Source organism: Streptomyces toxytricini (assembly GCF_014649915.1).
GTDB lineage: Bacteria > Actinomycetota > Actinomycetes > Streptomycetales > Streptomycetaceae > Streptomyces > Streptomyces toxytricini.
Genome location: NZ_BMTY01000015.1, coordinates 1 through 25552, shown reverse-complemented (window position 1 = coordinate 25552; position 25552 = coordinate 1). Strand labels below are relative to the sequence as shown.

The 25552-nt window shown below is 74.3% G+C and carries 18 protein-coding genes; 9 read left to right on the top strand and 9 right to left on the bottom strand.

All coding sequences use genetic code 11. The features are described 5' to 3' along the window. Positions 1-5 precede the first annotated feature (5 nt). The 6 genes from IE170_RS19770 to pulA all read left to right on the top strand — a co-directional run bounded on the left by IE170_RS19770 (position 6) and on the right by pulA (position 12115). On the top strand, positions 6-1037 hold the full coding sequence (locus IE170_RS19770) for a carbohydrate ABC transporter permease (RefSeq protein ID WP_189810745.1): 1032 nt from the start codon (positions 6-8) through the stop codon (positions 1035-1037). A 2-nt stretch (positions 1038-1039) separates the two neighbouring features. Then, on the top strand, positions 1040-1948 hold the full coding sequence (locus IE170_RS19765; protein ID WP_223856500.1) for a sugar ABC transporter permease: 909 nt from the start codon (positions 1040-1042) through the stop codon (positions 1946-1948). Positions 1949-1998: 50 nt separating this feature from the next. Further along, on the top strand, positions 1999-3639 hold the full coding sequence (locus IE170_RS19760) for a glycoside hydrolase family 13 protein (RefSeq protein WP_189810744.1): 1641 nt from the start codon (positions 1999-2001) through the stop codon (positions 3637-3639). Further along, entirely contained in the window at positions 3627-4655 is a 1029-nt protein-coding gene (locus IE170_RS19755; RefSeq protein WP_373299018.1) for a LacI family DNA-binding transcriptional regulator, read from the top strand. The genes IE170_RS19760 and IE170_RS19755 overlap by 13 nt, the downstream gene beginning before the upstream one ends. 221 nt (positions 4656-4876) lie before the next feature. Next, a complete protein-coding gene (locus tag IE170_RS19750; RefSeq protein WP_189810742.1) occupies positions 4877-6619 on the top strand; it encodes a carbohydrate-binding module family 20 domain-containing protein in 1743 nt (580 codons plus the stop codon). Positions 6620-6721: 102 nt separating this feature from the next. Further along, positions 6722-12115, top strand: a complete 5394-nt coding sequence (pulA, locus tag IE170_RS19745) for a pullulanase-type alpha-1,6-glucosidase (protein ID WP_223856499.1) — start codon at positions 6722-6724, stop codon at positions 12113-12115. Here the strand turns inward: pulA and IE170_RS19740 are convergent. The 7 genes from IE170_RS19740 to IE170_RS19710 form a co-directional block, all read right to left on the bottom strand. After that, the gene (locus IE170_RS19740; protein WP_189810897.1) at positions 12102-12623 is read right to left on the bottom strand and encodes a GNAT family N-acetyltransferase; all 522 of its coding nucleotides are present in this window, start codon (positions 12621-12623) and stop codon (positions 12102-12104) included. The genes pulA and IE170_RS19740 overlap by 14 nt on opposite strands. 36 nt (positions 12624-12659) lie before the next feature. Then, entirely contained in the window at positions 12660-13415 is a 756-nt protein-coding gene (locus IE170_RS19735) for a TetR/AcrR family transcriptional regulator (protein ID WP_189810741.1), read from the bottom strand. Between the two features lie 54 nt (positions 13416-13469). Then, entirely contained in the window at positions 13470-14540 is a 1071-nt protein-coding gene (locus tag IE170_RS19730) for a PDR/VanB family oxidoreductase (RefSeq protein ID WP_189810740.1), read from the bottom strand. Continuing rightward, entirely contained in the window at positions 14537-15433 is an 897-nt protein-coding gene (locus tag IE170_RS19725; protein ID WP_189810739.1) for a metal-dependent hydrolase, read from the bottom strand. The genes IE170_RS19730 and IE170_RS19725 overlap by 4 nt, the downstream gene beginning before the upstream one ends. Before the next feature lie 151 nt (positions 15434-15584). Further along, complete coding sequence (locus IE170_RS19720) at positions 15585-17540, bottom strand: hypothetical protein (RefSeq protein WP_189810738.1); 1956 nt, start codon at positions 17538-17540, stop codon at positions 15585-15587. 108 nt (positions 17541-17648) lie between these two features. Then, entirely contained in the window at positions 17649-18449 is an 801-nt protein-coding gene (locus IE170_RS19715; RefSeq protein WP_189810737.1) for a tyrosine-protein phosphatase, read from the bottom strand. 67 nt (positions 18450-18516) lie between these two features. Continuing rightward, a complete protein-coding gene (locus IE170_RS19710) occupies positions 18517-19065 on the bottom strand; it encodes a rhomboid-like protein (RefSeq protein ID WP_229884980.1) in 549 nt (182 codons plus the stop codon). Positions 19066-19393: 328 nt separating this feature from the next. On the opposite strand from IE170_RS19710, the gene IE170_RS19705 reads away from it, so the two are divergent. Together IE170_RS19705 and IE170_RS19700 are read left to right on the top strand one after the other, a co-directional pair. Further along, positions 19394-20167: a hypothetical protein gene (locus IE170_RS19705; protein WP_223856498.1), complete on the top strand. Its 774-nt coding sequence runs from the start codon at positions 19394-19396 to the stop codon at positions 20165-20167. Between the two features lie 87 nt (positions 20168-20254). Then, on the top strand, positions 20255-21769 hold the full coding sequence (locus tag IE170_RS19700; protein WP_189810736.1) for a PepSY-associated TM helix domain-containing protein: 1515 nt from the start codon (positions 20255-20257) through the stop codon (positions 21767-21769). Between the two features lie 68 nt (positions 21770-21837). Here IE170_RS19700 and IE170_RS19695 read toward each other — a convergent pair whose 3' ends face one another. Further along, positions 21838-22473 (bottom strand): winged helix-turn-helix domain-containing protein, encoded by a 636-nt coding sequence (locus IE170_RS19695; protein WP_189810735.1) that lies wholly within the window; start codon positions 22471-22473, stop codon positions 21838-21840. 493 nt (positions 22474-22966) lie between these two features. Next, positions 22967-23986 (bottom strand): glutamine synthetase, encoded by a 1020-nt coding sequence (gene glnII, locus IE170_RS19690; RefSeq protein WP_189810734.1) that lies wholly within the window; start codon positions 23984-23986, stop codon positions 22967-22969. A gap of 309 nt (positions 23987-24295) precedes the next feature. Here glnII and IE170_RS19685 point away from each other — a divergent pair, with 309 nt between their 5' ends. Next, positions 24296-25243, top strand: a complete 948-nt coding sequence (locus tag IE170_RS19685) for a Gfo/Idh/MocA family protein (protein ID WP_373299024.1) — start codon at positions 24296-24298, stop codon at positions 25241-25243. The last annotated feature ends 309 nt before the right edge of the window (positions 25244-25552 follow it).

The following is a 25552-nucleotide window of genomic DNA, read 5'->3' as shown; positions in this document are numbered from 1 at the left end:
AGACCATGGCTGCTCACACCAGCCAGTCTGTGGCGAAGGCCGCGGGCGACGAGACCGACGTCGCCCGCGGCCGGAGCCGCAGGACTGACGGGCCCCAGCGCGCCGCGAACCGCGGCGGGCTCAAGCGTGCTTTCGCCACGCACTGGTACGCCTGGGCGATGGTCGCCCCGGTCGTGCTCGTCCTCGGCATCATCATCGGCTGGCCGCTCGTCCGCGGCGTCTACCTGTCGCTGACCGACGCCAACGAGCGGAACGTCGCCCGCACGATCGGCGCCAACCACATCGAGGCCACGTACGCGTTCGTCGGACTCGACAACTACGCGGCCGTGCTGAGCGACCCGGTGTTCTGGCAGCGGCTGGTGTGGACGGTGGTGTGGACCGTCGCGTGCGTGACCGTCACCTTCGCGCTCGGCCTCGCCCTGGCGAACATGCTGAACCGCGAGTTCAAGGGCCGCGCCCTCTACCGCATGGCGCTCATCCTGCCCTGGGCCGTCCCCGGCTTCGTCTCGGTCTTCGCCTGGCGGTTCCTCTTCAACCGCGACAACGGCATCCTCAACAAGCTCCTCGACGGCGGCGGCATCGCCGCGATCCCGTGGCTCGACGACCCCACCTGGGCCAAGCTCTCGGTGATCACCGTCAACGTGTGGCTCGGCATCCCCTTCATGATGGTCGCCCTCCTCGGCGGCCTGCAGTCCATCCCGGGCGAGCTCTACGAGGCCGCCGAGATGGACGGCGCCACCACCTGGCAGCGCTTCCGGCACATCACCCTGCCCGGACTGCGCTCGGTCAGCATGACGGTGATCCTGCTCTCCACCATCTGGACCTTCAACATGTTCCCGGTGATCTTCCTGCTGACGCGGGGCGGCCCGGGCGACTCCACCGAGATCCTGGTGACCCAGGCCTTCCGCGAGGCCTTCGTGGCGAGCCCGCGCGACTTCGCCGGCTCCGCGACCTGGGGCGTGCTCATCCTCGCCCTCCTCATGATCTTCGCGCTGGTCTACCGGCGCGCGCTGCGCAAGCAGGGAGAGGTGTGGTGACCATGGCCGCCTCCACGACCACGGCCCCGACCGAGGCCGGGAAGACCGCCGCGACCCCCGGGAAGGCCCCCGGCAAGGTCCGCGCACGCGGGCAGCGCTCGCCGCTGGCCTCCTTCGGGCTCCACGCGACGCTCGCCGTCGCCGCCGTCGTCGCCGTGTTCCCCGTGCTGTGGGTCCTGCTGACCTCGCTCAAGCCCGCCCAGCACGCGATCACGACCGACTTCGTCAAGGACCCCACCCTGGAGAACTACCGCTACCTGGTGGAGGAGACCTCCTTCTTCACCTGGTTCGGCAACTCCCTCCTCGTCGCCGGCATCACCACCGTCCTCGGCGTGTTCATCGCCGCGACGACCGGCTACGCCGTCAGCCGGTTCCGGTTCCCCGGCATGAAGCCCCTGATGTGGACCCTGCTCATCACGCAGATGTTCCCCATGGCCATCCTCATCGTCCCGCTCTACAACCTCATGGGACAGCTCGGACTGCTCAACCAGCCCGTCGGCCTGATCATCACCTACCTCACCATCGCGGTGCCCTTCTGCGCCTGGATGATGAAGGGCTTCTTCGACACCATCCCCGCGGAGATCGACGAATCCGGCCGCGTCGACGGGCTCACCCCCTTCGGCACCTTCTGGCGGCTCATCCTGCCGCTGGCCCGCCCCGGCCTCGCCGTGACCGCCTTCTACTCCTTCATCACCGCGTGGGGAGAGGTCGCGTACGCCTCCGCGTTCATGGTCGGCGACGAGAACCTCACCCTCGCGGGCGGCCTGCAGACCTTCGTCACGCAGTACACCGCCAACTGGGGTCCCATGACGGCCGCTTCGGTCCTCATCGCGATCCCCGCCGCCATCTTCTTCGTCTTCGCCCAGCGTCACCTCGTCGCCGGGATGACGGCGGGCGCCACCAAGGGCTGACCACCCGGCACCCGCCCCCGCACACCCCCGGCCCGACCCACAAGGACGTCATGACCCAGCACCTCGCCGAAACACTCCACACCCCGACCGGCACCCTGCCCGGTTGGTGGAGAGAAGCGGTGATCTACCAGGTCTATCCGCGCAGCTTCGCCGACTCCAACGGGGACGGCATGGGGGACCTCGAAGGCATCCGCAGCAGACTGCCGTACCTGAAGGAGCTGGGCGTCGACGCCGTCTGGCTCAGCCCGTTCTACGCCTCCCCGCAGGCCGACGCCGGCTACGACGTCGCCGACTACCGGGCCATCGACCCCATGTTCGGCACCCTGCACGACGCCGACGCCGTGATCCGCGACGCCCACGAACTGGGCCTGCGGATCATCGTCGACCTCGTGCCCAACCACTGCTCCGACCAGCACGACTGGTTCAAGCAGGCCGTCCGCGAAGGCGCCGGCTCCCGGCTGCGCGAGCGCTTCCACTTCCGCCCCGGCAAGGGCGAGGACGGCGAGCTCCCGCCCAACGACTGGGAGTCCATCTTCGGCGGCCCCGCCTGGACCCGCGTCCCGGACGGCGAGTGGTACCTGCACCTCTTCGCTCCGGAGCAGCCCGACTTCAACTGGGAGCACCCGGCCGTCCAGGACGAGTTCCGCTCCATCCTCCGCTTCTGGCTGGACCTCGGCGCCGACGGCTTCCGCGTCGACGTCGCCCACGGCCTCGTCAAGGCCCCCGGCCTGCCCGACATCGGCTCCGGCGACCAGCTGAAGCTCCTCGGCAACGACATCATGCCGTTCTTCGACCAGGACGGCGTCCACGAGATCTACCGCTCCTGGCGGCGGATCCTCGACGAGTACGAGGGCGACCGCGTCCTCGTCGCCGAGGCCTGGACCCCGACCGTCGAGCGGACCGCCCTGTACGTCCGCCCGGACGAGATGCACCAGGCGTTCAACTTCCAGTACCTGACGGCCGACTGGAACGCCGGGGAGCTCCGCAAGGTCATCGACGGCTCGCTCGCCGCGATGCGCCCCGTCGGCGCCCCCACCACCTGGGTGCTGTCCAACCACGACGTCACCCGGCACGCCACCCGCTTCGCGAACCCGCCCGGCCTCGGCACCCAGCTGCGCGAGCAGGGCGACCGCGAGCTCGGCCTGCGCCGCGCCCGGGCCGCCACGCTGCTGATGCTGGCGCTGCCCGGCTCCGCGTACGTCTACCAGGGCGAGGAGCTCGGCCTGCCCGACGTCACCGACCTGCCCGACGAGGTGCGCCAGGACCCGTCGTTCTTCCGCGCGGCGGGCCAGGACGGCTTCCGCGACGGCTGCCGCGTCCCGATCCCGTGGTCGGGCACCGAGCCCGCGTACGGCTTCGGCGACGGCGGCAGCTGGCTGCCCCAGCCCGCCGAGTGGGCGCAGCTGAGCGTCGAGGCGCAGACCGGCGACCCGGACTCCACGCTGGAGCTGTACCGGGCCGCGCTGCGGATCCGCCGCGAGCGCGCCGACCTCGGTGCGGGCGACGCGGTCGAGTGGCTGCCCGCGCCCGACGGCGTCCTGGCGTTCCGCCGCGGCGGCTTCGTCTGCACCGTCAACACGACGGCCGAGCCGGTCGCACTGCCCGCCCCGGGCACCGTGCTGCTGGCCAGTGCCGTCCTCGAAAGCCCGGGCACTCTGCCCGCCGACACGGCGGTGTGGTGGGAGGAGTGACCACCGGGGACACACCCCTCCGGCTGACGGACATCGCCGCGCAGGCCCAGGTCAGCGAGGCGACCGTCAGCCGGGTCCTCAACGGCAAGGCGGGCGTCGCGGCCGGCACCCGCCACAAGGTGCTGGCCGCGATGGACCTGCTCGGCTACGAGCGGCCCGTCCGGCTGCGGCGCCGCAGCAACGGGCTCGTCGGGCTGCTCATACCCGAGCTGACCAACCCGATCTTCCCCGCGTTCGCGCAGGTCATCGAGCAGGCACTGGCGGGCCACGGGTACACGCCGGTGCTGTGCACGCAGACGCCCGGCGGGGCCACCGAGGACGAGCTCGTCGAGCAGCTGGAGGCGCGCGGCGTCACCGGGATCGTGTTCCTGTCCGGTCTGCACGCCGACTCGCACGCCGACCCGGCCCGCTACCAGCGGCTCGCCTCCCGCGGCGTGCCCTTCGTGATGATCAACGGCTTCAACGACCAGGTGAACGCCCCGTTCATCTCCCCGGACGACCGGGCCGCGGCCGACATGGCCGTCCGGCACCTGGAGGCCCTCGGACACCGGCGGATCGGCCTCGCCATCGGGCCGACCCGGTACGTGCCGTCGGCCCGCAAGGAGCAGGGCTTCACCGCGGCCGTGCCGGGCGCGGAGGCCGAGGGGCTGATCCAGCGCACCCTGTTCACGGTCGAGGGCGGGCACGCCGCCGGCGTCGCCCTCCTCGACCGCGGGTGCACGGGCATCGTCTGCGGCAGCGACCCGATGGCGCTCGGCGTGATACGGGCGGCCCGGGCGCGCGGGCTGCGCGTCCCCGAGGACGTCTCGGTGGTCGGGTTCGACGACTCGCCGCTGATCGCCTTCACCGACCCGCCGCTGACGACCGTCCGCCAGCCGGTGCGCGCCATGGCGACCGCCGCGGTCGGCGCCCTCCTGGAGGCGGTCGGCGGCACGCCCGTCCAGAGAACCGAATACGTCTTCCAACCGGAGCTGGTGGTCCGGGGCTCGACGGCCCCGCCGCCGCTGCGCACCTGAAAGCTCGGGGCCGACCCCCGAGACCCCGCCCGGCGCCGGGGCCCCGATCACGGGGTCCCGGCGCCGCCATGTCCGGGGCCGTTTCGGGCGGCCCGGGTCCGGGCCACGGGACCTACTGGCCGGAAACAATTCTGCAATCTCTTGCGCAAAGTCTTGCAACACGCGGGGGCGGCCCCTACGGTCGCGTGCAATCCCCACCTCTCCCGCCAGGAGGTCCCCGCATGTCTGCCACCGACGTCAGACCGCCCGCCGCCCCCACGCGCCGGGCGAGCGCCGCAGCGCTGCTCGCCGCCACCGCCCTCGCCGCCGCGACCCTCACCGCACAGGCACCCCCCGCCCAGGCCTCACCACCCGGCGACAAGGACGTCACCGCCGTCCTGTTCGAGTGGCGCTTCGACTCGGTCGCCCGGGCCTGCACGAACACCCTGGGCCCCGCCGGATACGGCTACGTCCAGGTCTCCCCGCCCCAGGAGCACGTCCAGGGCGGCCAGTGGTGGACCTCGTACCAGCCGGTCAGCTACAAGATCGCCTCACGGCTCGGCGACCGCGCCGCCTTCAAGGCGATGGTCGACGCCTGCCACGCCGCCGGCGTCAAGGTCGTCGCCGACTCCGTCATCAACCACATGGCCGGCCCCGCCGATCCGAACGCCACCCTCACCGGCACCGGCGGCAGCAGCTACCGCAAGTACGACTACCCCGGCCTGTACTCCGGCGCCGACATGGACGACTGCCGCAGCGAGATCGGCGACAACTACCGCGACCGCGGCAACGTCCAGAACTGCGAACTCGTCAAGCTGGCCGACCTCGACACGGGCGAGGAACACGTCCGCGCGCGGATCGCCGGCTACCTGAACGACCTGCTGTCGCTGGGCGTCGACGGCTTCCGCATCGACGCCGCCAAGCACATGCCGGCCGCCGACCTCGCGAACATCAAGTCCCGGCTGGCCAACCCGGGCGCCTACTGGAAGCAGGAGGCGATCTTCGGCGCCGGCGAGGCCGTCGACCCGGCCGAGTACCTCGGCAACGGCGACGTCCAGGAGTTCCGCTACGCCCGCGACCTCAAGCGGGTCTTCCAGGGCGAGAACCTCGCCTACCTGAAGAACTTCGGCGAGGCCTGGGGCCACATGCCGTCGGGCAAGTCGGGCGTCTTCGTCGACAACCACGACACCGAGCGCAACGGCGAGACCCTGAACTACAAGAACGGGTCCGCCTACACCCTCGCCAACGTCTTCATGCTGGCCTGGCCCTACGGCTCCCCGGACATCCACTCCGGCTACGAGTGGACCGACAAGGACGCCGGTCCGCCGAACGGCGGCACCGTCAACGCCTGCTACAGCGACGGCTGGAAGTGCCAGCACGCCTGGCGCGAGATCTCCTCCATGGTCGCCTTCCGCAACACCGCCCGCGGACAGGCCGTCACCAACTGGTGGGACAACGGCGGCGACCAGATCGCCTTCGGCCGCGGCAGCAAGGCGTACGTGGCCCTGAACCACGAGGGCGCGCCCCTCACCCGCACCTTCCAGACCTCCCTGCCCGGCGGCGCCTACTGCGACGTGCAGAGCGGGCGCGCCGTGACCGTCGGCTCCGACGGCCGGTTCACCGCGACCGTCGCCCCGGGCACCGCCCTCGCCCTGCACGCCGGAGCCCGGACCTGCACGGCCGCGTCGAGCGGCGCCGGGGCCTCCTTCGCCGTCGACGCGACCACCGTGCCCGGCCAGAACATCCACGTCGCCGGCGACCGGCCCGAGCTCGGCGGCTGGAACCCGGCCGCCGCCCCCAAGCTCGACCCCTCCGCCTACCCGGTGTGGAAGCTCGACGTGCAGCTGCCGCCCGGGACGGTGTTCTCGTACAAGTACGTCCGCCGCGACGCCGCCGGGAACACCGCCTGGGAGAGCGGAGCCAACCGCACCGCCACCGTCCCCGCGGACGGCAAGGTCGCCCTGTTCGACACCTGGCGCAACTGACCCACCCCCACGGCCCAGGGCCGCCCGGCGCCGCACCGGACCCCACCGGTCCGAACGCCCGCGCCGGGCGGCCCGCTGCCCCGCACCCGAGGAGACGACGCCTTGAACCGCCCAGCCGCAGGAGTCATCGCCGCCGCCCTGGCAGCGACGCTCCTGCCCGCCCTGCCCGCCGCGGCCGCCGGACCGGCCCGGCCGCCGGCCCCGCCGTCGGACGCGGCCCTCGCCGCCGAACCCGCACGGCACGACCTCACCCGCGAGCAGTTCTACTTCGTCCTCCCCGACCGGTTCGCCAACGGCGACCGCCGCAACGACACCGGCGGCCTGACGGGAACCCGCCTGCAGACCGGCTTCGACCCCGCCGACAAGGGCTTCTACCAGGGCGGCGACCTCAAGGGCCTCACCGACCGGCTCGACTACATCAAGGGCCTCGGCACCACCGCCATCTGGATGGCGCCGATCTTCAAGAACCAGCCCGTGCAGGGCAAGGGCGACGACGTCTCCGCCGGCTACCACGGCTACTGGATCACCGACTTCACGCAGGTCGACCCGCACTTCGGCACCAACGACGACCTCACCCGGCTGATCGACAAGGCGCACGCCAAGGGGATGAAGGTCTTCTTCGACGTCATCACCAACCACACCGCCGACGTCGTCGACTACAAGGAGCAGTCCTACTCCTACCTGTCGAAGGGCGCCTTCCCCTACCTCACCAAGGACGGCGTCCCCTTCGACGACGCCGACTACGCCGCCGGCGGACGCAAGTTCCCCGCGACCAACGCCTCCACGTTCCCCCGCACGCCCTTCGTCCCCGAGGGCAAGAAGAACCTGAAGGTCCCGGCCTGGCTCAACGACCCGGCGATGTACCACAACCGGGGCGACTCCACCTTCGCCGGCGAGTCCTCCGAGCACGGCGACTTCTTCGGCCTCGACGACCTGTGGACCGAGCGCCCCGAGGTCGTCAGCGGCATGCAGAAGATCTACGAGAAGTGGGTCAAGGACTTCCGTATCGACGGCTTCCGCATCGACACGGTCAAGCACGTCAACACCGGCTTCTGGACCCAGTGGGCCACCGCCCTCGACAAGTACGCCGCCAAGCAGGGCCGCGACGACTTCTTCATGTTCGGCGAGGTCTACTCCGCCGACACCGCCGTCACCTCCCCCTACGTGACCCGCGGCCGCCTCGACGCCACCCTCGACTTCCCGCTCCAGGACGCCATCCGCGCCTACGCCTCCCAGGGCGCCGGCGCCGGACGCCTCTCCGCGGTCCTCGCCGACGACCACCGGTACACCACCGACAAGGCGAACGCCTACGAGCAGGTCACCTTCCTCGGCAACCACGACATGGGCCGCTTCGGCACCTTCCTGCGCCAGGACCGGCCCGGCGCCGGCGAGCAGGAGCTCCTGGCCCGCTACCGGCTCGCCAACGAGCTGATGTTCCTCAACCGCGGCAACCCCGTCGTCTACTCCGGCGACGAGCAGGGCTTCACCGGAGCCGGCGGCGACAAGGACGCCCGCCAGCCCCTCTTCGCCTCCAAGGCCGCCGACTACCTCGACGACGACCAGCTCGGCACCGACCGCACCCACGCCGCCGACGCCTACGACCCCGGCCACCCCCTGTACCGGCAGATCGCCGCCCTCTCCAAGCTCACCCGCGAGCATCCGGCACTGCGCGACGGCGTCCAGAGCGAGCGCCTCAACGACGGCTCCGTATACGCCTTCGCCCGCACCGACGCCCCCGCCGCCACCGGCAAGGGCAAGGGCGGCAAGGACAAGGCCCGCCCCGCCCCCCGCCACGAGTACCTCGTCGCCGCGAACAACGCGGGCGAGGAGCGCACCGTCCGCCTCGACGCCCCGGCGGGCGCCCAGTACCGCATGCTGTACGGCGGCACCGCGACCATCCGCGCCACCGCCGACGGCAAGCTGACCGTCCCGCTGCCCGCCCTCGGCACGGTCGTCCTCAAGGCCCTCGAACCGGTCGTCGCCCCGGCGGCCAAGCCGGCCCTGACGCTGAAGGCCCCGGCCGCCGGAGCCGCCGGCACCGTCGAGGTGTCCGCCGAGGCCACCGGCGGCGGCCTGAACCGGGTCGTCTTCGCCGCACAGGCCGGCAACGGCCCCTGGCAGGTCCTCGGCTCCGCCGACCACGCCCCCTACAAGGTCACCCAGCACGTGGACGCCGAGCCCGGCACCCCGCTGCGGTACAAGGCCGTCGTCGTCGACGCCGCCGGGCGCACCGCGAGCGCGCTCGCCGCATCGACCGCCGGGCAGCTGCCGCCCGTCGGCGTGCCGACCGCAACGCAGCGCGAGTACGCCGTCGTCCACTACCGCCGCCCCGACGGCGACTACACGAACTGGCGCCTCTACGCCTGGGGCGACCTCGCCGAGGGCGAGGCGACCCCCTGGCCCGAGGGCCACGCCTTCACCGGCCGCGACGCCTACGGGGCGTTCGCGTACGTCCGCCTCAAGCCCGGCGCGTCCTCGATCGGCTACCTCGTCATCGACAAGGACGGCAACAAGGACGTCGCCGCGGACCGCACCCTGGACGTGACCCGCACCGGCGAGGTCTGGCTGGAGCAGGGCCAGGAGGCCGTCCGCACCGAGCGGCCCGCGTACCCGCCCCAGGACCGCTCCAAGGCCGTCCTGCACTACCAGCGCGCCGACGGCAACCACGACGGCTGGGGCCTGCACGTCTGGACCGGCGCGGCCACCCCCACCGACTGGTCGAAGCCGCTGGCCCCCGCCCGCACCGACTCCTACGGCGCCGTCTTCGAGGTGCCGCTCGCCGCCGGGGCCGAGTCGCTGAGCTACATCGTCCACAAGGGCGACGAGAAGGACCTCCCGACCGACCAGTCCCTCGACCTCAAGGCCGTCGGCCACGAGGTGTGGATGCTCGGCGGACGGGCCCCCTACCTGCTGCCGCAGCCCGCGGGCTCGGCCGCCGCCCTCGACCTCGCGAAGGCGCACGCCGTCTGGATCGACCGGGACACCGTCGCCTGGAACACCCCCGCGTCCGCCGCGTCCGTCCAGCTCCTCGCCTCCGCCGACGGGTCGGTCAAGGCCGAGAACGGCACCCTGACCGGCACGGCGCAGTGGATCCGGCTCACCCCGGGCACCCTGACGGACGCGCAGAAGCAGAAGTTCCCCCACCTCGCCGGATACACCGCGCACCGCGTGGACGCCCGCGACCGCGACCGCGTCCGGGAGGCCCTGCGCGGCCAGCTCGTGGCCTCCGCCCGGGCAGCCAACGGGGCGGTCCTCGCCGCCACCGGCGTTCAGCTCGCCGGAGTCCTCGACGACCTGTACGCGAACAAGAGCGCCCTCGGCCCCGTCTTCAAGGACGGCCGGCCCACCCTGTCCGTGTGGGCGCCGACCGCCCGCACCGTCGAACTCGAACTCGACGGCCGCATCCTGCCGATGCGCCGCGACGACGCCACCGGCGTCTGGTCGGCGCGCGGCGAGCGCTCCTGGACCGGCAAGCCCTACCGGTACGCCGTAACGGTCTGGGCGCCCGGCCCCCGGCAGATCGTCCGCAACCTGGTCACCGACCCCTACTCCACCGCCCTGACCGCGGACTCGGCGGCGAGCCTCGCCGTCGACCTCGCCGACCCGAAGCTCGCCCCGCCCGGCTGGCGGCAGCTGCGCAAGCCCGCCGCCGTCCCCTTCACCTCGGCGCAGATCCAGGAACTCCACATCCGCGACTTCTCCGTCGCCGACCCCACCAGCAAGCACCCCGGCCAGTACCTGGCCTTCACCGACGCCGACTCGAAGGGCATGCGGCACCTGCGCGACCTCGCCGCCGCCGGGACCTCCTACGTCCACCTCCTGCCCGCCTTCGACATCGGCACCATCCCCGAGAAGCCCGGCGACCGCACCGAACCCGCCTGCGACCTGAAGGTGTACGCACCGGACTCCGAGGAGCAGCAGGCCTGCATCGCCGCCGCGGCCGCGAAGGACTCCTACAACTGGGGCTACGACCCGCTGCACTACACCGTCCCGGAGGGCAGCTACGCCAGCAACCCGGACGGCACCGCCCGGACCGTCGAGTTCCGCAAGATGGTCCAGGCGCTGAACGGCGCCGGCCTGCGCACCGTCATGGACGTCGTCTACAACCACACCGTGGCCTCCGGCCAGGACGGCAAGTCCGTCCTCGACCGGATCGTCCCCGGCTACTACCAGCGGCTCCTGCCGGACGGCAGCGTCGCCACCTCCACCTGCTGCGCCAACACCGCGCCCGAGAACGCCATGATGGGCCGCCTCGTCGTCGACTCGATCACCACCTGGGCGAAGGAGTACAAGGTCGACGGCTTCCGCTTCGACCTGATGGGCCACCACCCGAAGGACAACATCACCGCCGTCCGCAAGGCCCTCGACGCCCTCACGACGGAGAAGGACGGAGTCGACGGCAAGCGGATCGTCCTCTACGGGGAGGGCTGGAACTTCGGCGAGGTCGCGAACGACGCCCGCTTCGTCCAGGCCACCCAGGCCAACATGGCGGGGACCGGCATCGCCACCTTCTCCGACCGGGCCCGCGACGCCGTCCGCGGCGGCGGCCCCTTCGACGAGGACCCGCGCGTGCAGGGCTTCGCCTCCGGCCTGTTCACCGCCCCCAACGGCTCGCCCGCCAACGGCAGCCCGGCCGAGCAGCGGGCCCGCCTGCTGCACGACCAGGACCTGATCAAGGTCGGCCTCTCCGGCAACCTCGCCTCGTACGCCTTCACCGACACCTCCGGGCGCCGCGTCAAGGGCTCCGAGGTCGACTACAACGGCGCCCCGGCCGGCTACGCGGCCGCCCCCGGCGACGCCCTCGCCTACTCCGACGCCCACGACAACGAAACCCTCTACGACGCCCTGGCGTTCAAGCTCCCGCAGGACACCACCACCGCCGACCGGGCCCGCATGCAGGTCCTGGCGATGGCCGTCTCCGCCCTCTCCCAGGGCCCCGCCCTGTCCCAGGCGGGCACGGACCTGCTCCGCTCCAAGTCCCTCGACCGCAACTCCTACGACAGCGGGGACTGGTTCAACGCCGTCCACTGGGACTGCCGCGCCGGCAACGGCTTCGGCCGCGGCCTGCCCCCGGCGGCCGACAACAAGCCGAAGTGGACCTACGCCAAGCCCCTGCTGACCGGCCCCGCCCCCGGCTGCGCCGAGATCAACGGCGCCTCGGCCGCCTACCGCGACCTGCTGCGCATCCGCACCACCGAGCCGTCCTTCCGGCTCGGGACCGCGGAACAGGTGCAGGCGGCACTCGCCTTCCCGCTCTCCGGGAAGGAGGAGACGCCCGGCGTGATCACGATGGTGCTCGGCGACCTCGCCGTCGTCTTCAACGCCACCCCGCAGGCACAGGAGCAGCACGTCCCCGCCCTCGCCGGCACCGGCTACCGGCTCCACCCGGTGCAGGCCGCGGGCTCCGACCCGGTGGCCCGGAAGGCCGCGTACGAGGCGAAGACGGGAGGGTTCACCGTCCCGGCCAGGACCGTCGCCGTGTTCACACGACGCTGAGCCGGTCCAGCCGCTTCTCCAGGAGGACCACTCCGTAGACGCGGCCGTCCCTGCCCTCCTTGTGGGGGAACTCCCCGACCACCCGGTAGCCCGCGTCCTGGTAGTACGCGAGCAGCCGGGGGTTGGTGGAGAGGCAGTCCAGCCGCGCCCGCGGCAGGCCCGAGCCGGCGATCCGGCGCTCGGCGTGTTCGAGCATCCGCCGGCCGGTCCCCGCGGGCGCGGTCCGGCGCTCCACCATCAGCCGGTGGACGTACCCGGCGACCGGGGGCTGCACGCCCCAGGCCTCCTCGTCCGACCACCACAGCTCGTACGCGCCGGCGATCCGCCCCTCGGAGCCGACCGCGAGCCACACCTCGCCGTCGCGCATCCGCGCCGCGAAGTGCGCGGCGTCCCTGTCCCCGGGCTTCCACTGCTCGATGCGGTTCTGCTGCATCCAGCGGGCGGCCCGGTCGAACAGGCCCGCCAGCATGCCGGCATCCGTCTCCACGGCCCGCCGGAACAGGATCATGTCGTCAACGCTCACGCGCGTATTATCACGCGGTGATCACCGGGGTTCGGGGGCCGCCTCGGGTGCCGGATCGGACGTCGGCCCGGATGCGGGGTCCGCGTCGCCCGGGACCAGCGACGCCAGGCGCGCCACCAGTTCGCCGAACGGCCCGTCCGCCGGCTCGTGCGCCAGGATCCGCGCCAGCACCCCGGCCATCTCCGCGTTGTACGCGGCGCTCACGGCCGCCAGTGCCGCGAAGTCGTGCACGAGCTGGAGCTCCAGCTCCGCGCGCGGGATCTCCCGCCCGTCCAGCCACAGCAGCGCCGTCGACTCGGCGAGCGAGACCCACGAGCGGACGACGAGCCGCAGCCGCGCCGGCGGCTCCCCGATTCCCAGGTGCCGCAGGATCTGCTCGTACGCGGCCTGCCGCACCTCTTCGATCAGGGCGTTGGCCCGCGTGGACCCGACGGCCGGCCCGCCCCGCATCAGCGCGGAGAAGCCCGGCCCGTGGTCGTCGACGAACGCGAAGAACCGGCCCATCACCCGCAGCAGCCGTGTCCCGAGCGGCCCTTCCAGCGGCTCGTCGAACCGCTGCGCCAACTCGTCGGCGGCCCGCCGCAGCGCGGCCTCGTACAGGCTCAGCTTCCCCGGGAAGTAGTGGTAGACGAGCGGCCGCGATATGCCGGCCGCCGCCGCGATCTCGTCGATCGACACGTCTTCGGGCGCCCTGTCGCTGAACAGCTGCAGAGCCACTGCGATCAGCTGCTCCCGCCGCTCCTCGACACCCATCCTGCGCCGCACCCCGGTTGTCATGCCGAACACCCTACTGCCCGCCCGGCGCGGGTCCTTGGGGTGCCGTCCTGCCGGTCAGAGGTCCAGGACCAGGCGTTCCTCCCGGGCGCGGGAGACGCACAGCAGCATCGAGTCCGCCTGCTCGGCGTCGGTGAGGAGTCCGTCGCGGTGGTCCACGGGGCCCGCCAGGACCCGCTGCCGGCAGGTGCCGCAGAAGCCCTGGCCGCAGGAGTACGGGGTGTCGGGCAGCTCGCGGCGGACGGCGGCCAGTGCCGTCTCGCCGGCCGCGACCTCGACCGTGCGGCCCGAGCGGCGCAGTTCGACGGTGAACGGCCGGTCGCCGGCCCCGCCGGAGGACGCCGGGGCGAAACGCTCAAGCCGTACGCGGGAGGGGTCGGGGGCGGCGGCGAGGACGGCGGCCGCCAGCGGCTCGGGGCCGCAGGCGTACACGAGCGCGCCGGGGGCGGCCGCGGCGAGCAGGGCGGCCAGGTCAGGCAGGCCCGCCTCGTCCTCGGGGACGACGCGGAGGGCGTCGGGCCGACCGGCGGAGGCGGCGAGTGCGGCGAGCTCCGGCAGGAACGGCATCGTGGCGCGGCTGCGGCCCCCGTACAGCAGCGTCCAGTCGGCGCCGGCCGCGGCGGCCGCACGGACCATCGGCAGGAGGGGGGTGATGCCGATGCCGCCGGCGACCAACACGTACGAGGCGGCCGGCTCCAGCGCGAACCGGTTGCGCGGCGGCCGCAGTTCCAGCACGCCGCCCTCGGCGAGCCGGTCGTGCACCTCGCGGGAGCCGCCCCGGCCGTCCTCCACCAGCCGGACAGCGATCGTGTAGCGGCCGCGGTCGGCCGGGTCCCCGCACAGGCTGTACTGGCGGACCAGCCCGGACGGCAGCAGGACGTCCACATGCGCCCCCGGGGTCCACTCCGGCAGCTCGGGTGACTCCAGCACCAGCCGCACCACGCCCTGGGCGGGCTCGGTGCGGGAGGCGATCCGCGCGCGCAGCCGGCGCCGCGGTGCGTGCCCGGACACCGGCTCCGCCAGGGCGGGCAGCGGCCACAGCGGCGAGCGGGAGATGCGGGCACGCAGGGCGCGGCGGGCGACGAGGACCGCGCCGGCCACCGCGGCCGCCTTCAGGGCCCGCGTCACGGCCGGGCACCGCCGTTCGCACCGGGGGAGGAGGCCAGGTAGGCCGCCGCCTGGGCCGTGGAGCCCTCCTGCGACGGGTGGTACGTACGGGACAGGTAGGTCGGTATGGACTTCAGCATCGCCCCGGTGGAGGGCAGGACCCCCTGCCGGCCGGCCCGGACGAATTGCCCCAGCGAAGCCTTGGCTCCGACCAGCTCGGGGTCGTTGTCCATGAAGAAGCGGACGCCGCGCTGCCACAGCCACACCAGCGACGCGAACGCGGTCGCCCAGGTCCGCACGCGCCGCCGGTAGCCGCCGTCGACGTGCAGGAAGAGGTCGAAGGCCACCGAGCGGTGCTCGACCTCCTCGGCGCCGTGCCAGCGCAGCAGGTCCAGCATCACGGGGTCGGCGCCGCGGCGGTCCAACTCGTCCGCGTTGAGGATCCAGTCGCCGAGGAACGCCGTGTAGTGCTCGATCGCCGCGATCATCGCGACCCGCTCCATGAGCCACCAGTGCCGGGCCCTGCCGGGCGGCAGGGCCCGGTCGCCCAGCAGCCTCTCGAAGACCCAGTCGACCTGGGCGGTGTACGGGGTGGGGTCCAGGCCCTGCCGCCGCAGGTGCGGCAGCACGTCGTCGTGCGCGGCGGCGTGCACGGCCTCCTGCCCGATGAACCCGATGACGTCCGCGCGCAGCCGCTCGTCCCGGATGTGGGGGAGCGCCTGCTTGAAGACGTGCACGAACCAGCGCTCGCCCGCGGGCAGGAGCAGGTGCAGCACGTTGATGGTGTGCGTGGCGAAGGGGTCGCCGGGCAGCCAGTGGAGCGGGGTGTCCTCCCAGCCGAAGGACACGTTCCGCGCCTTGAGCTCCGTGTGCTCCGACGCCACGCGGGCAGGGGCGAGCGGCTTGTTAGACATGGCGTCAATGTACTGGCGGGTGCGGGACGGGAAAACCCCCGCGACGGCTGCACACAGCCCGCAGGCATTCTCCCGCGTCACACCGCCGCGACCGCCACCGCCCCCGCAGGGAGGCGCGGGCCCGGGGACGACCCGGCGACGGCCCGCGCCGTCAGTGCTGCGGCGCCCCGCCCAGCGGGGCCGCCTTCGTCCCGTCCGTGAGCTTGCCCGACAGGGTGACCTGCGCGCCCGCCGGCGCCTTCACCGCCAGCCGGCTGCTCGCGGACGCCCCGCTCACCCCGCCGCCCGACACCGACAGCGAGGCGAACTGGCCGCTGCCCGCCGCCAGCACGTACCACTGGCCCGCCTTCGACTTCCACTGCACGCCCGCCAGGACGCGCGGCTCCCGCGGGCCGCAGGCCGGCGACCCCTCCGCCTGCGCGGCCTGAGCAGCCACCTCCTGGCCCGGCGCCAGGAACTGCGCCTGCACCCGGTCCCGCACCCCCGCCCAGGTCTCGGCCCGCGTGCACAGCCACGACGCCGTGCCCCCGCCCTCCGGCAGGGACTGCCGGGCGTACTCCCAGGCGTTCACCGACCGGACCCCGTTCGAGCGGAACGACGGCAGCAGGCAGGCGATCCTCGACCACTCGCCGAGCTCCCCGGCCTGCGCCACGTCCCGCTCGGCGCCCGGCGCGCCCGAGGTGAGCCGGGCCGGGACCAGCTCGCCGAGGTCGGTGACCAGCCGGGTTCCCCCCTCGCCGGTGACGGCGAGCGCGTTCCAGGAGGTGCAGGTGCCGCCGGGGGCGGGGCTCGGGACCGGCGGGGTGACGCCGTGGGCGTCCGGCTTCAGCGCCGTCGGACGCTCGTCCGGCTTCAGCAGGTCCCGTACCGCCGCACCGGTCGCCCACGGGGCCGTCAGGTAGCGGACGTTGCCGTCGACCCGGCCCAGCACCAGCGCCGACGCCGTCTCCGCGGACGCGCCGTCGGCACGGGCGAAGTCGAGGGCCGCCGCGGAGGTCCCCGCGACCGGCTCCGCGTACCGGACCACGCGCAGGCCGTCGTACAGCAGCACCACGACCGCCTGGTCGACGGTCCCCGCGAACAGCAGCTGTGCCGGGCCCATCGGCGGGCCGGGCGGGGTGCCGGGCGTCGCCGACGCGGCGACGGACGCGCCGGGCCGCGCCCAGACGGCCAGCGCGCGGCGCAGCAGCGCGGAGTCGCCGATGCGGTCGCCGCGGGCCGGCCAGGTCGAGAAGCCCGTACGGGACGACGTACGCCACAGTGACGGGACGACCCGGATCAGCTTGCCGGGATCCAGGGCCTGCTCGGCCGCGGCGTTCTTCGCGTACGGCGGGGCCGCGGCCCCGTCCGCGCCCCACCCGCCGCCGGGCAGGGCGAACAGCGCCCCGCACACCGCGAGCGCGGCGCCGGCCGCCACCGCGGCCCGCCCGAGGCGGCGCCGGCGCAGCAGGTCGGTGGGGCGCGCCTGGAGCACGCACGGATCGAACTCGGGGGAGGCGAACAGCGCGTCGTGGACCGGATCCCCCGACTCCGCGACCGCCGCGGCCGGATCGGCGACCCCCGCCTCGGCGAGGACCCGCAGCACCTCCGGCTCCGGCAGGCCCTCCAGCGCACGCAGCACGCACGCGGCCCGGCCCGGCCCGTCGAGGGTGGCCAGCCACTGGTCCAGCGCCAGCTCCTCGGCCCCGCCCGCGCGGGGGAACAGCCGCAGCCCCCACACCTGCGGGAGCAGGCCGGGCAGCTGCGCCCGCTTCGGCAGCGCCCGGAACGTCAGCGGAACCCCGGCCTCCAGGGCGGAGCGCAGGACGCGCAGCCGGACGTACGCGTACCCCGCCCCGCCGGCCGCGGCCCCGGCGCGCTGCCCGGGGAGGCCCTGCCGCCCCCGCCGGCCTCCGCGGCGGGCGGGGCGCCGGGGGCCGCGCGGCAGGGCCCGCTGGGCCAGGGCATGGGCGGTGAACACGCGCCGGTGGCGGCCCAGCGAGGGCGGCAGCACCAGGTAGGCGAGCCGCACCAGCCGCGGGTAGTGCTCGACGATCGCGGCCTCGGCCTCGTCGACGCCGAGCGGCGCGGGGGACGGGTGGCGGGTGGCGGTGTCCGGCGCAGTCACGTTCAGCAGAACGAGCGAATGGTCGGATGGTCACCGCTCCCGCCTCACCCGTCCGGCCGGGCGGCGGGGGGACGGGGTGGGGCGGGGCCGGCTGCTGAATCGTTTTGCTCAGTGGATGAGGCGGGCCCTCAGCGCCTCCACCGTCTCGTCCGGGACTCCGAGCCCCTCGCGCACGTACTTCTCCATCGAGCCGTACCGCGTGCTCACCTCGTCGAGCGCCGCCTGCAGGTAGGAGGGGAACACCCCGATCAGGCCCAGCGCGATGTCCGGGTCGCCGCCCGAGACGGTGAAGCCCTCGATCATCCGGGCGAAAGCCTGCCGGACCGCCGGATTCACCGACAGGTACTCGGCCATCAGGGTGTCGTCGTCGGCGCCGAGCAGCGCGAGCACCACCGTCGCACCCCAGCCCGTACGGTCCTTCCCCGCCGTGCAGTGGAACAGCAGCGGGCCCGCCTCCGGGTCCGCCAGCTCCGTCAGCAGCGTCCGGTACGCGGCCTGCGCCGACGGCAGGCTCACCAGCGACCGGTAGATGTCGGCGAACAGCACCGTCACCTTGCCGCCGCCCAGGTGCTCCTCCGCCAGCACCGGATCCGCCAGCAGGTCCTTCAGCTGCGACGCGGCCGGCATCCGCCCCGCGCTCACCTTGTCCGCCAGGACGTCCTCCACCACCAGGCGCACGCCCGGCGGTATCCGGTCCGGGTAATCCGCGCGCTCCACGGCCGTCCGGAAGTCGATGACCGTGCGCAGGCCGAGGGCGGCCACCGCCGGGTCCGAGGCCGCGTCCATCCGGTCGAGCTGGCCGGAGCGCAGCACCAGGCCCGGCCGCACGGTGCGGCCGCCGGCCAGCGGGGTGCCGCCGAGGTCGCGGAGGTTGGCGACGGTGGTGGAGGGCGTTGCGGTGGCGGTCATCGGGCGGCTCCGGGAATCGGTCGGCGGGGGCGGTGAGTGGACGGGGCTGGGGCTTGCCTGTGCTGGTTCATCCGATTTTCAGTGCTTTTCGGGTGGAGAGGTAATCGAAGGCGAGCGACAGCCCGACCCCGATCCCGAGCGCCGCCAGGTGCCCGGCGTCCGTGAACGTCCGCCCGCGCCGCAGCACCGGCTGCGCGGCGGCCGCCAGCAGCCCCACCCTGGTCGCCGTGCGGACCGGCCCGCGCGGCAGCACCGACGTCAGCGCGCCGAGCACGGCGTTGAACCCGTAGCTGGTCCCCACGTCCAGGGCCCGCCGGGTCTCCGGGCCGGCCCGGCCCCGCAGCGCCCCGTACACCAGCAGCGTCGCCGTGACGTGCCCGAACAGGAACACCCCCGCCGTCCACCAGGCCCCGTACGCGTACTCCGCGTACCCGAGCACCGCGACGAGCAGGAGCGCGTACGGGAGCGGCAGCGGCTCCTCTACCACCAGGGCGCTGCTCAGCAGCGTCTCCCAGCGGCCCGCGGCGAGGTTGTCGACGTTCGTCGAGCAGCCGCGCAGCAGCCGCTCCCGCCCCGGGGCCTCCAGCGCGGCCAGCGCGTACGCCCCGAGCTGCACGCCGACCGTGTACGCGGCCCCGCCCAGCGGCAGGGGGGTGGGGACCGGCAGACGCCACCGCCACGCCTCGGGCAGCGGCCGTGCCCACGGGCCCGGCGCCCCGGCGGGCGGCGGGCCGGACGGGGACACCGCCGGGCGCGGGGCGGGGGCGGGCCGGGCGGCGGCCGGCAACGGCCCGGGCGCGGGGCGCGGCCCCCGCGCCGGCACCGGCCCCGGCAAAGGCGTCGGATTCATCCGCCCATGATCGGCCAACGGCCCGCGGCGCGCCCCGCCGGGTCCGGTAGCTGACGTTCCGCCTCGCAGCGGCCTGTGCGAACATGTTCCGGCCATGTCAGGTGAACCCGCGCCTTTGCGCGCCGCCCGAGCTGCGCTCTTCGCGGCGGTGTGCACCGCGCTGGGCGCCGCCGGGCACGCCCTGATGTCCGGCTCCGACATCCCGCCCCGGGGGCTCCTGGCGGCCTTCGCCGCGACCGGCGCCCTCGCCTGGCTCGCCGCCGGACGCCGCCGCGGCCCCCTCCCGATCGGCGCGGCCCTGCTCGCCGCCCAGGGAGCACTGCACCTCGCCTTCTCCGGCACCGCCGCCGGCCACCACCACGCCGCCGCGCCCGCCCCCGCCGAGCCGATGCCCGGCCACCACCACCTCCACGGCACGGTGCTGCCCGCCGGAGCCGCCGACCCGCACGCCGCCGCGGGCGCCGACGCCCTCGCCGCCGGCGGGGCCTCCCTCGCCGACACCGCCGGCCGGCTGGCCGACACCGCCGGGCACGGCGGCCCCGGCATGGTCGCCGCCCACCTGCTCGCCGCGCTCCTGTGCGCCGCCTGGCTCGCCCGCGGCGAGGCCGCCGTCTTCCGGCTCGCCGCAGCCCTCGGCGCGGCCGCCGTGCACGCGGCCCGCCCGCTCGCCCGCGCCCTCGCCCTCGTACGGGCACGCGCCGCCCTGACCCCGCGGCCGCCCGCACCCCGCAGGCCCGCGCACGCGCCGCCGCGCCGGCTGCGCGGCGCCGTCCACGCCCACGCCCTCGTACGCCGCGGACCGCCCCGCCGGCCCGGCAGTGCCCGCAGCACCACCTTCACGGCCCCCGGCCGTACCGCCCGCGCCTGACCAGCGCGCCTCCCGCATGCCGGGAGGCGGGGCGGGCGGGACAGGGGGCCGGTTCCCCCATGTCTTCGCCCACACGACAGGACACCCATGTCTCTCGACGAGGCCCAAGGCGCCGCCGTCCGCCCCGCGGACGCCGCCGACACCGAAAACCCCGTACCCCCGCCCGCACCGGCCGCCGACCGGCCGACCGGCGACCGGCCCGGCCCCGAGGCCAAGGCCGGCGGCTGGGCGGCCCTGCGGCCGCTCCTGCTGCGCCTGCACTTCTACGCGGGCCTCCTCATAGCCCCGCTGCTCTTCCTCGCCGCCGCCACCGGACTGCTGTACGCGGGCTCCTGGCAGGCCGAGAAGATCCTCTACGCGGACGAGCTGACCGTCGACCGCGTCGGCGAGGCCGCCGTACCGCTCAGCACCCAGGTCGCCGCCGCCCGGCACGCCGAACCCGAGGGCAAGGTCGTCGCCGTGTGGCCCGCGCCCGACGCCGAGGCCACCACGCGCGTGATCATGGAGGCGCCGGGCCTCGCCGAGGGCGAGACCCGCACCGTCTTCGTCGACCCGTACACCGCCCAGGTCGACGGCGCACTGACCACGAACGGCGACGCCCTGCCGCTGCGCGCCTGGCTCAGCGAGTTCCACGCCAGCCTCCAGCTCGGCGAGTTCGGCCGGAACTACAGCGAACTCGCCGCGAGCTGGCTGTGGGTGGTCGCCCTCGGCGGCGCCGCCCTCTGGATCGGCCGCCGCCGCACGAGCAAGGCCCGCCTCGTCCTGCCCGACCGCAAGGCCACCGGCCGCCGCCGCACCCTCTCCTGGCACGGCATCGTCGGCCTCTGGGCCGCCCTCGGCCTCGTCGCCCTCTCCGCGACCGGCCTCACCTGGTCGAAGTACGCCGGCGAGAACATCGGGCAGCTCCAGGACCGCCTCGGCGGAGCCACCCCGTCCGTCTCCGCCTCCCTCACCCCCGGCCAGGCCGCCGGCGAAGACGAACACGCCGGGCACGTCATGACCGAGGACATGGAGATGCCCCCGGCAGCGCCGACCGCCGACATCGGCATCGACCGGGCCGTCGCCGCCGCACGCGAGGCGGGCGCCACCGAGTCCCTCCAGGTCACCCTGCCGGCGAAGGGCCACGGCTACGTCGTCAAGGAGAAGGACAGGGAGTTCCCGGTCCACTTCGACACCGTCGCCGTCGACCCCGCCGACGGGCGCGTCATGGACGTCCTGCGCTTCTCCGACTACCCGCTCCTCGCCAAGCTGACCCGCTTCGGCATCGACCTCCACATGGGCCAGACCTTCGGGCTCGCCAACCAGATCGTCCTCGCGGCCCTCGCCGTCGCGGTCATGCTGCTGGTCTTCTGGGGCTACCGCATGTGGTGGCTGCGCCGGCCCACCAAGGACCGCGTCCTGTCGGCCGGGCGCGCCCAGCCGCGCGGCGCCTGGCGCAAGCTGCCCGTGACGCTGCTGCTGCCGCTCGCCGCCGCGACCGCAGCCGTCGGCTGGTTCGTGCCGCTGCTCGGCCTCAGCCTCGTCGCGTTCCTCGCGGTCGACATGCTGCTCGGCGCCCTCGCCGGCCGCCGCGCCAAGGCGGAGGCCGGGGCCGCCGGCTAGCCGCGCGCCGCCCCGGCACCGTGCGGGCCCGTACTCCACAGGGGGGAGTGCGGGCCCGCAGCCGTCGGTCAGGGGGCGTACTTGTAGCCGACGCGGCGCACCGTCTGGATCGCGCCCCGGTGGGCGGCGCCCAGCTTGCGGCGCAGGCGGGCCACGTGCACGTCGACGGTCCGGCCGTCGCCGACGTGCCCGTACCCCCACACCGTCGTCACCAGCTGGTCCCGGGTGTGCACGCGGTACGGGTGCGCCACCAGGTGCGCCAGCAGCTCGAACTCCAGGTACGTCAGGTCGAGTACGCGTCCCCCGACCTCGGCGGTGCGCCGCGCGGGGTCGATGCGGACGAGGCCGTCGCCGGTGGCGGGGGAGGCGGCCGGGGCGGCGGTGCGGGCCGGCGCCGGGGCGGCCGCGGCGGCGGGCGGGACGGACTGCGGGGCGAACGCCACGGGCTGCTGGTCGGCGGGCACCAGCACCAGGTAGCCGACCATCGGCGGCCGCCCCGGCAGCACCGGCAGCGCGTGCTGCGGCGCCGGCAGCCAGGTGGCACCGGGCGGGAGCAGGCCGGCGACGTCGACCGGCTCGTCGGCGGAAACGGCCCGCAGCCGGTGGCGGGCACCGGGCGGCGGGAAGGCGGGGGTGGAGGCGGTCGCAGCGGACGCGGCAGAGGCGGCGGATGTGGCGGGCGTCAGGGAACGGGTCTGAGACATGGGTGGTCGGCTCTTTCACGCGAGTGGTCGGCAGGAGACGTGCGTACGTCCTCGTTCCGCGCGCAGACCGAAGGCCTCGGGGAAGGGCAGCCGCGCAGGGCGGTCCCGGAAGGCTTTAAAGGGCCGGCGCGTTCACCGCGCGGCAACACACCCGGTCGAAATCGTGGTCCTGACGGGAGGGCCAGAACGGCTCGAGGTCGCTGCGACCGGTCGAGGTGTGCGAGTGGCTGGCCATGGGCCCATTGAAGCAGACGCACCCCGGGCCGGGCAGGGTGCGTCCCACTTCGTGGAGCGGAATCCCATATTCAGCAAACCGGGCGGGATGACAGGGGCGTTCAATCGTGACAAACGGGCCCATAGGGAGGTGGCGGTCGTGGCAGGGATCTCGCTGCCGTATCGCATGGTGGACGCATGCGTCCCGTCCCAACACCCCGGCGGAACGCGAACGCCCGCCGGACCCCGAGGGGTTCGGCGGGCGACGGGTGCGAGCCGGTCAGACCAGGCCGTCCTTCTCCAGACCGGCGCAGCAGGTGTCCGTGATCAGGCGCGTCACCACGTACGGGTCCACGTTGGCGTTCGGGCGGCGGTCCTCGATGTAGCCCTTGCCGTCCTTCTCCACCTGCCACGGGATGCGCACCGACGCGCCGCGGTCGGAGACGCCGTAGCTGAACTCGTTCCACGGCGCCGTCTCGTGGAGACCCGTCAGGCGCTCGTCGATGCCGGCACCGTAGTTCTTCACGTGGTCGAGCGGCTTGCTGCCCTCGCCCAGCGCCTCGCACGCGGAGATGATCGCGCGGTAGTCCTCGCGCATCGCCTTCGTGGAGAAGTTCGTGTGCGCGCCCGCGCCGTTCCAGTCGCCCTTCACCGGCTTCGGGTTCAGCGTCGCCGACACGTTGAAGTCCTCCGCGGTCCGGTACAGCAGCCAGCGCGCCACCCACAGCTGGTCCGCGACCTCCAGCGGGCCGAGCGGGCCCACCTGGAACTCCCACTGGCCGGGCATCACCTCGGCGTTGATGCCGGAGATGTCCAGACCCGCCGCCAGGCAGTGGTCGAGGTGCTTCTCGACGATGTCGCGGCCGAAGATCTCGTCCGAGCCGACACCGCAGTAGTAGCCGCCCTGCGCGGCGGGGAAGCCGCCGACCGGGAAGCCGAGCGGGCGCTGACCGTCGAAGAACGTGTACTCCTGCTCGATGCCGAAGATCGGCTCCTGGGCCGCGTACTTCTCGGCGACCGGGCGGAGCAGGGCGCGGGTGTTCGACTCGTGCGGGGTCATGTCGATGTTCAGGACCTCGCACAGGACGAGGACGTTGCTCCCGCCGCGGATCGGGTCCGGGCAGGAGAACACCGGCTGGAGGACGCGGTCGGACGCGTGGCCCTCGGCCTGGTTCGTGCTCGACCCGTCGAAGCCCCAGACCGGCAGCTCGGCGCCGTCCGCGAGGATCTTCGTCTTGGAGCGCAGCTTCGCCGTCGGCTCGGTGCCGTCGATCCAGATGTACTCGGCCTTGTAGCTCACGGGACCCATCCTTCGGTGCGTCGCTCCGGCGCAGACCCGGCGGGGGCTGCGGGGGTGCTGCGGGTGCTGCGGGTGTGGTGCGATCGGCGTGCCGCGATCGGCGTGCCGCGTCTGCGTGCTGCGTCTGCGTGCTGCGTCTGCGTGCTGCGATCTGTGCTGTGGTTCAGACCGCAGCGTGCCCGGTCGCGATTTCCCGGCCGTTGCCCGACTGTGAACCCCGTGTTACCGGCGTTTACGCCCCTGGTCGGGCCGCTCGTGCGGGTCGCATGCCGTGCCGCCGCCCGGGTGCGGCACACTGGCCGGGTGAGCATTTCGTACGATTTGATCGCCGCAGGCGACCCCGCGGACCCCACCCCTCCGCCCGTCCGCCCCCGTGTCGGCCTGCTGGGCACCGGCCCCTGGGCGCACCGCACCCACGCCCCCGCCCTCGCCGCCCACGCGGGCACCGACTTCGCCGGCGTCTGGGGCCGCCGGCCCGAAGCCGCCGCCGAGATCGCCGACACGTACGGCGTGAAGGTGTACGACGATCCGGACGCGCTCTTCGCCGACTGCGACGTCGCCGCCTTCGCCCTCCCGCCCGACGTCCAGGCCCCCCTCGCCGTCCGCGCCGCCGCGGCCGGCTGCCACCTGCTGCTCGACAAGCCCGTCGCCACGACCGTCGCCGACGCGCGCGCCGTCGCCGACGCGGCCGAGCGGCACGGCGTCGCCTCCGTCGTCTTCCTCACCCTCCGCTTCGCCGAGCCGGCCGCGTCCTGGGTGCGCGAGCAGACCGGCCGTGACGGGTGGTTCACCGCGGCCGCGCACTGGCTGGGCGCCGTCTTCCCGCCGGACGGCGCGCCCAGCGCGTACGCGGCCTCGCCCTGGCGCAAGGACAAGGGCGGGCTGTGGGACGTCGGCCCGCACGTCCTGTCCGTCCTCATCCCGGTCCTGGGCGACGTCACCGCCGTCACGGCGTCCCGTGGACCGTCCGACGTGGTCCAACTGGCACTCCGCCACGCCTCCGGCGCGGCGAGCACCGCGGTCCTCAGCCTGGGCGCCCCCGTCGCGGCAGCGGGGGTGGGCCTGGAACTCCGCGGCGCTGAGGGCATTCACTCGCTCCCCAACTGGACGGACGTGCCGGCCGCCTACGGCCGCGCCGTGGATGCGCTGCTGACGGCAGCCGAAACCGGCACACCGGACGCGTGCGACGCACGCTTCGGACTCCGCCTGACGGAACTCCTGGCGGAGGCGGAGGAGCGGCTGGGGGCGGGGGAGTAGGAGGCCCGCACCCGGGGGCGGGGAGTAGGAGGCCCGCACCCGGGGGCGGAGAGGCACGGCGGGGAGGGGGTAGGCGGGAGCCGGCGGGTCGGGGCGGAGAGGCGACGGCGGGGAGGGGGGCGGCGGGAGCCGGCGGGTCGGGGCGGAGAGGCGACGGCGGGAGCGGGGGGCGGCGGGAACCGGCAGGCCGGGGCGGAGGGCGCACCGGTGGCGTGGGGAGGGCGGGAGCCGTCGACTCGGGGTCGGTGGGTGCGGGGGGTGTCCCGGCAGCCCATTGTCCTTCCGGTGCGGGCCGCCCTGTAAAGGGCG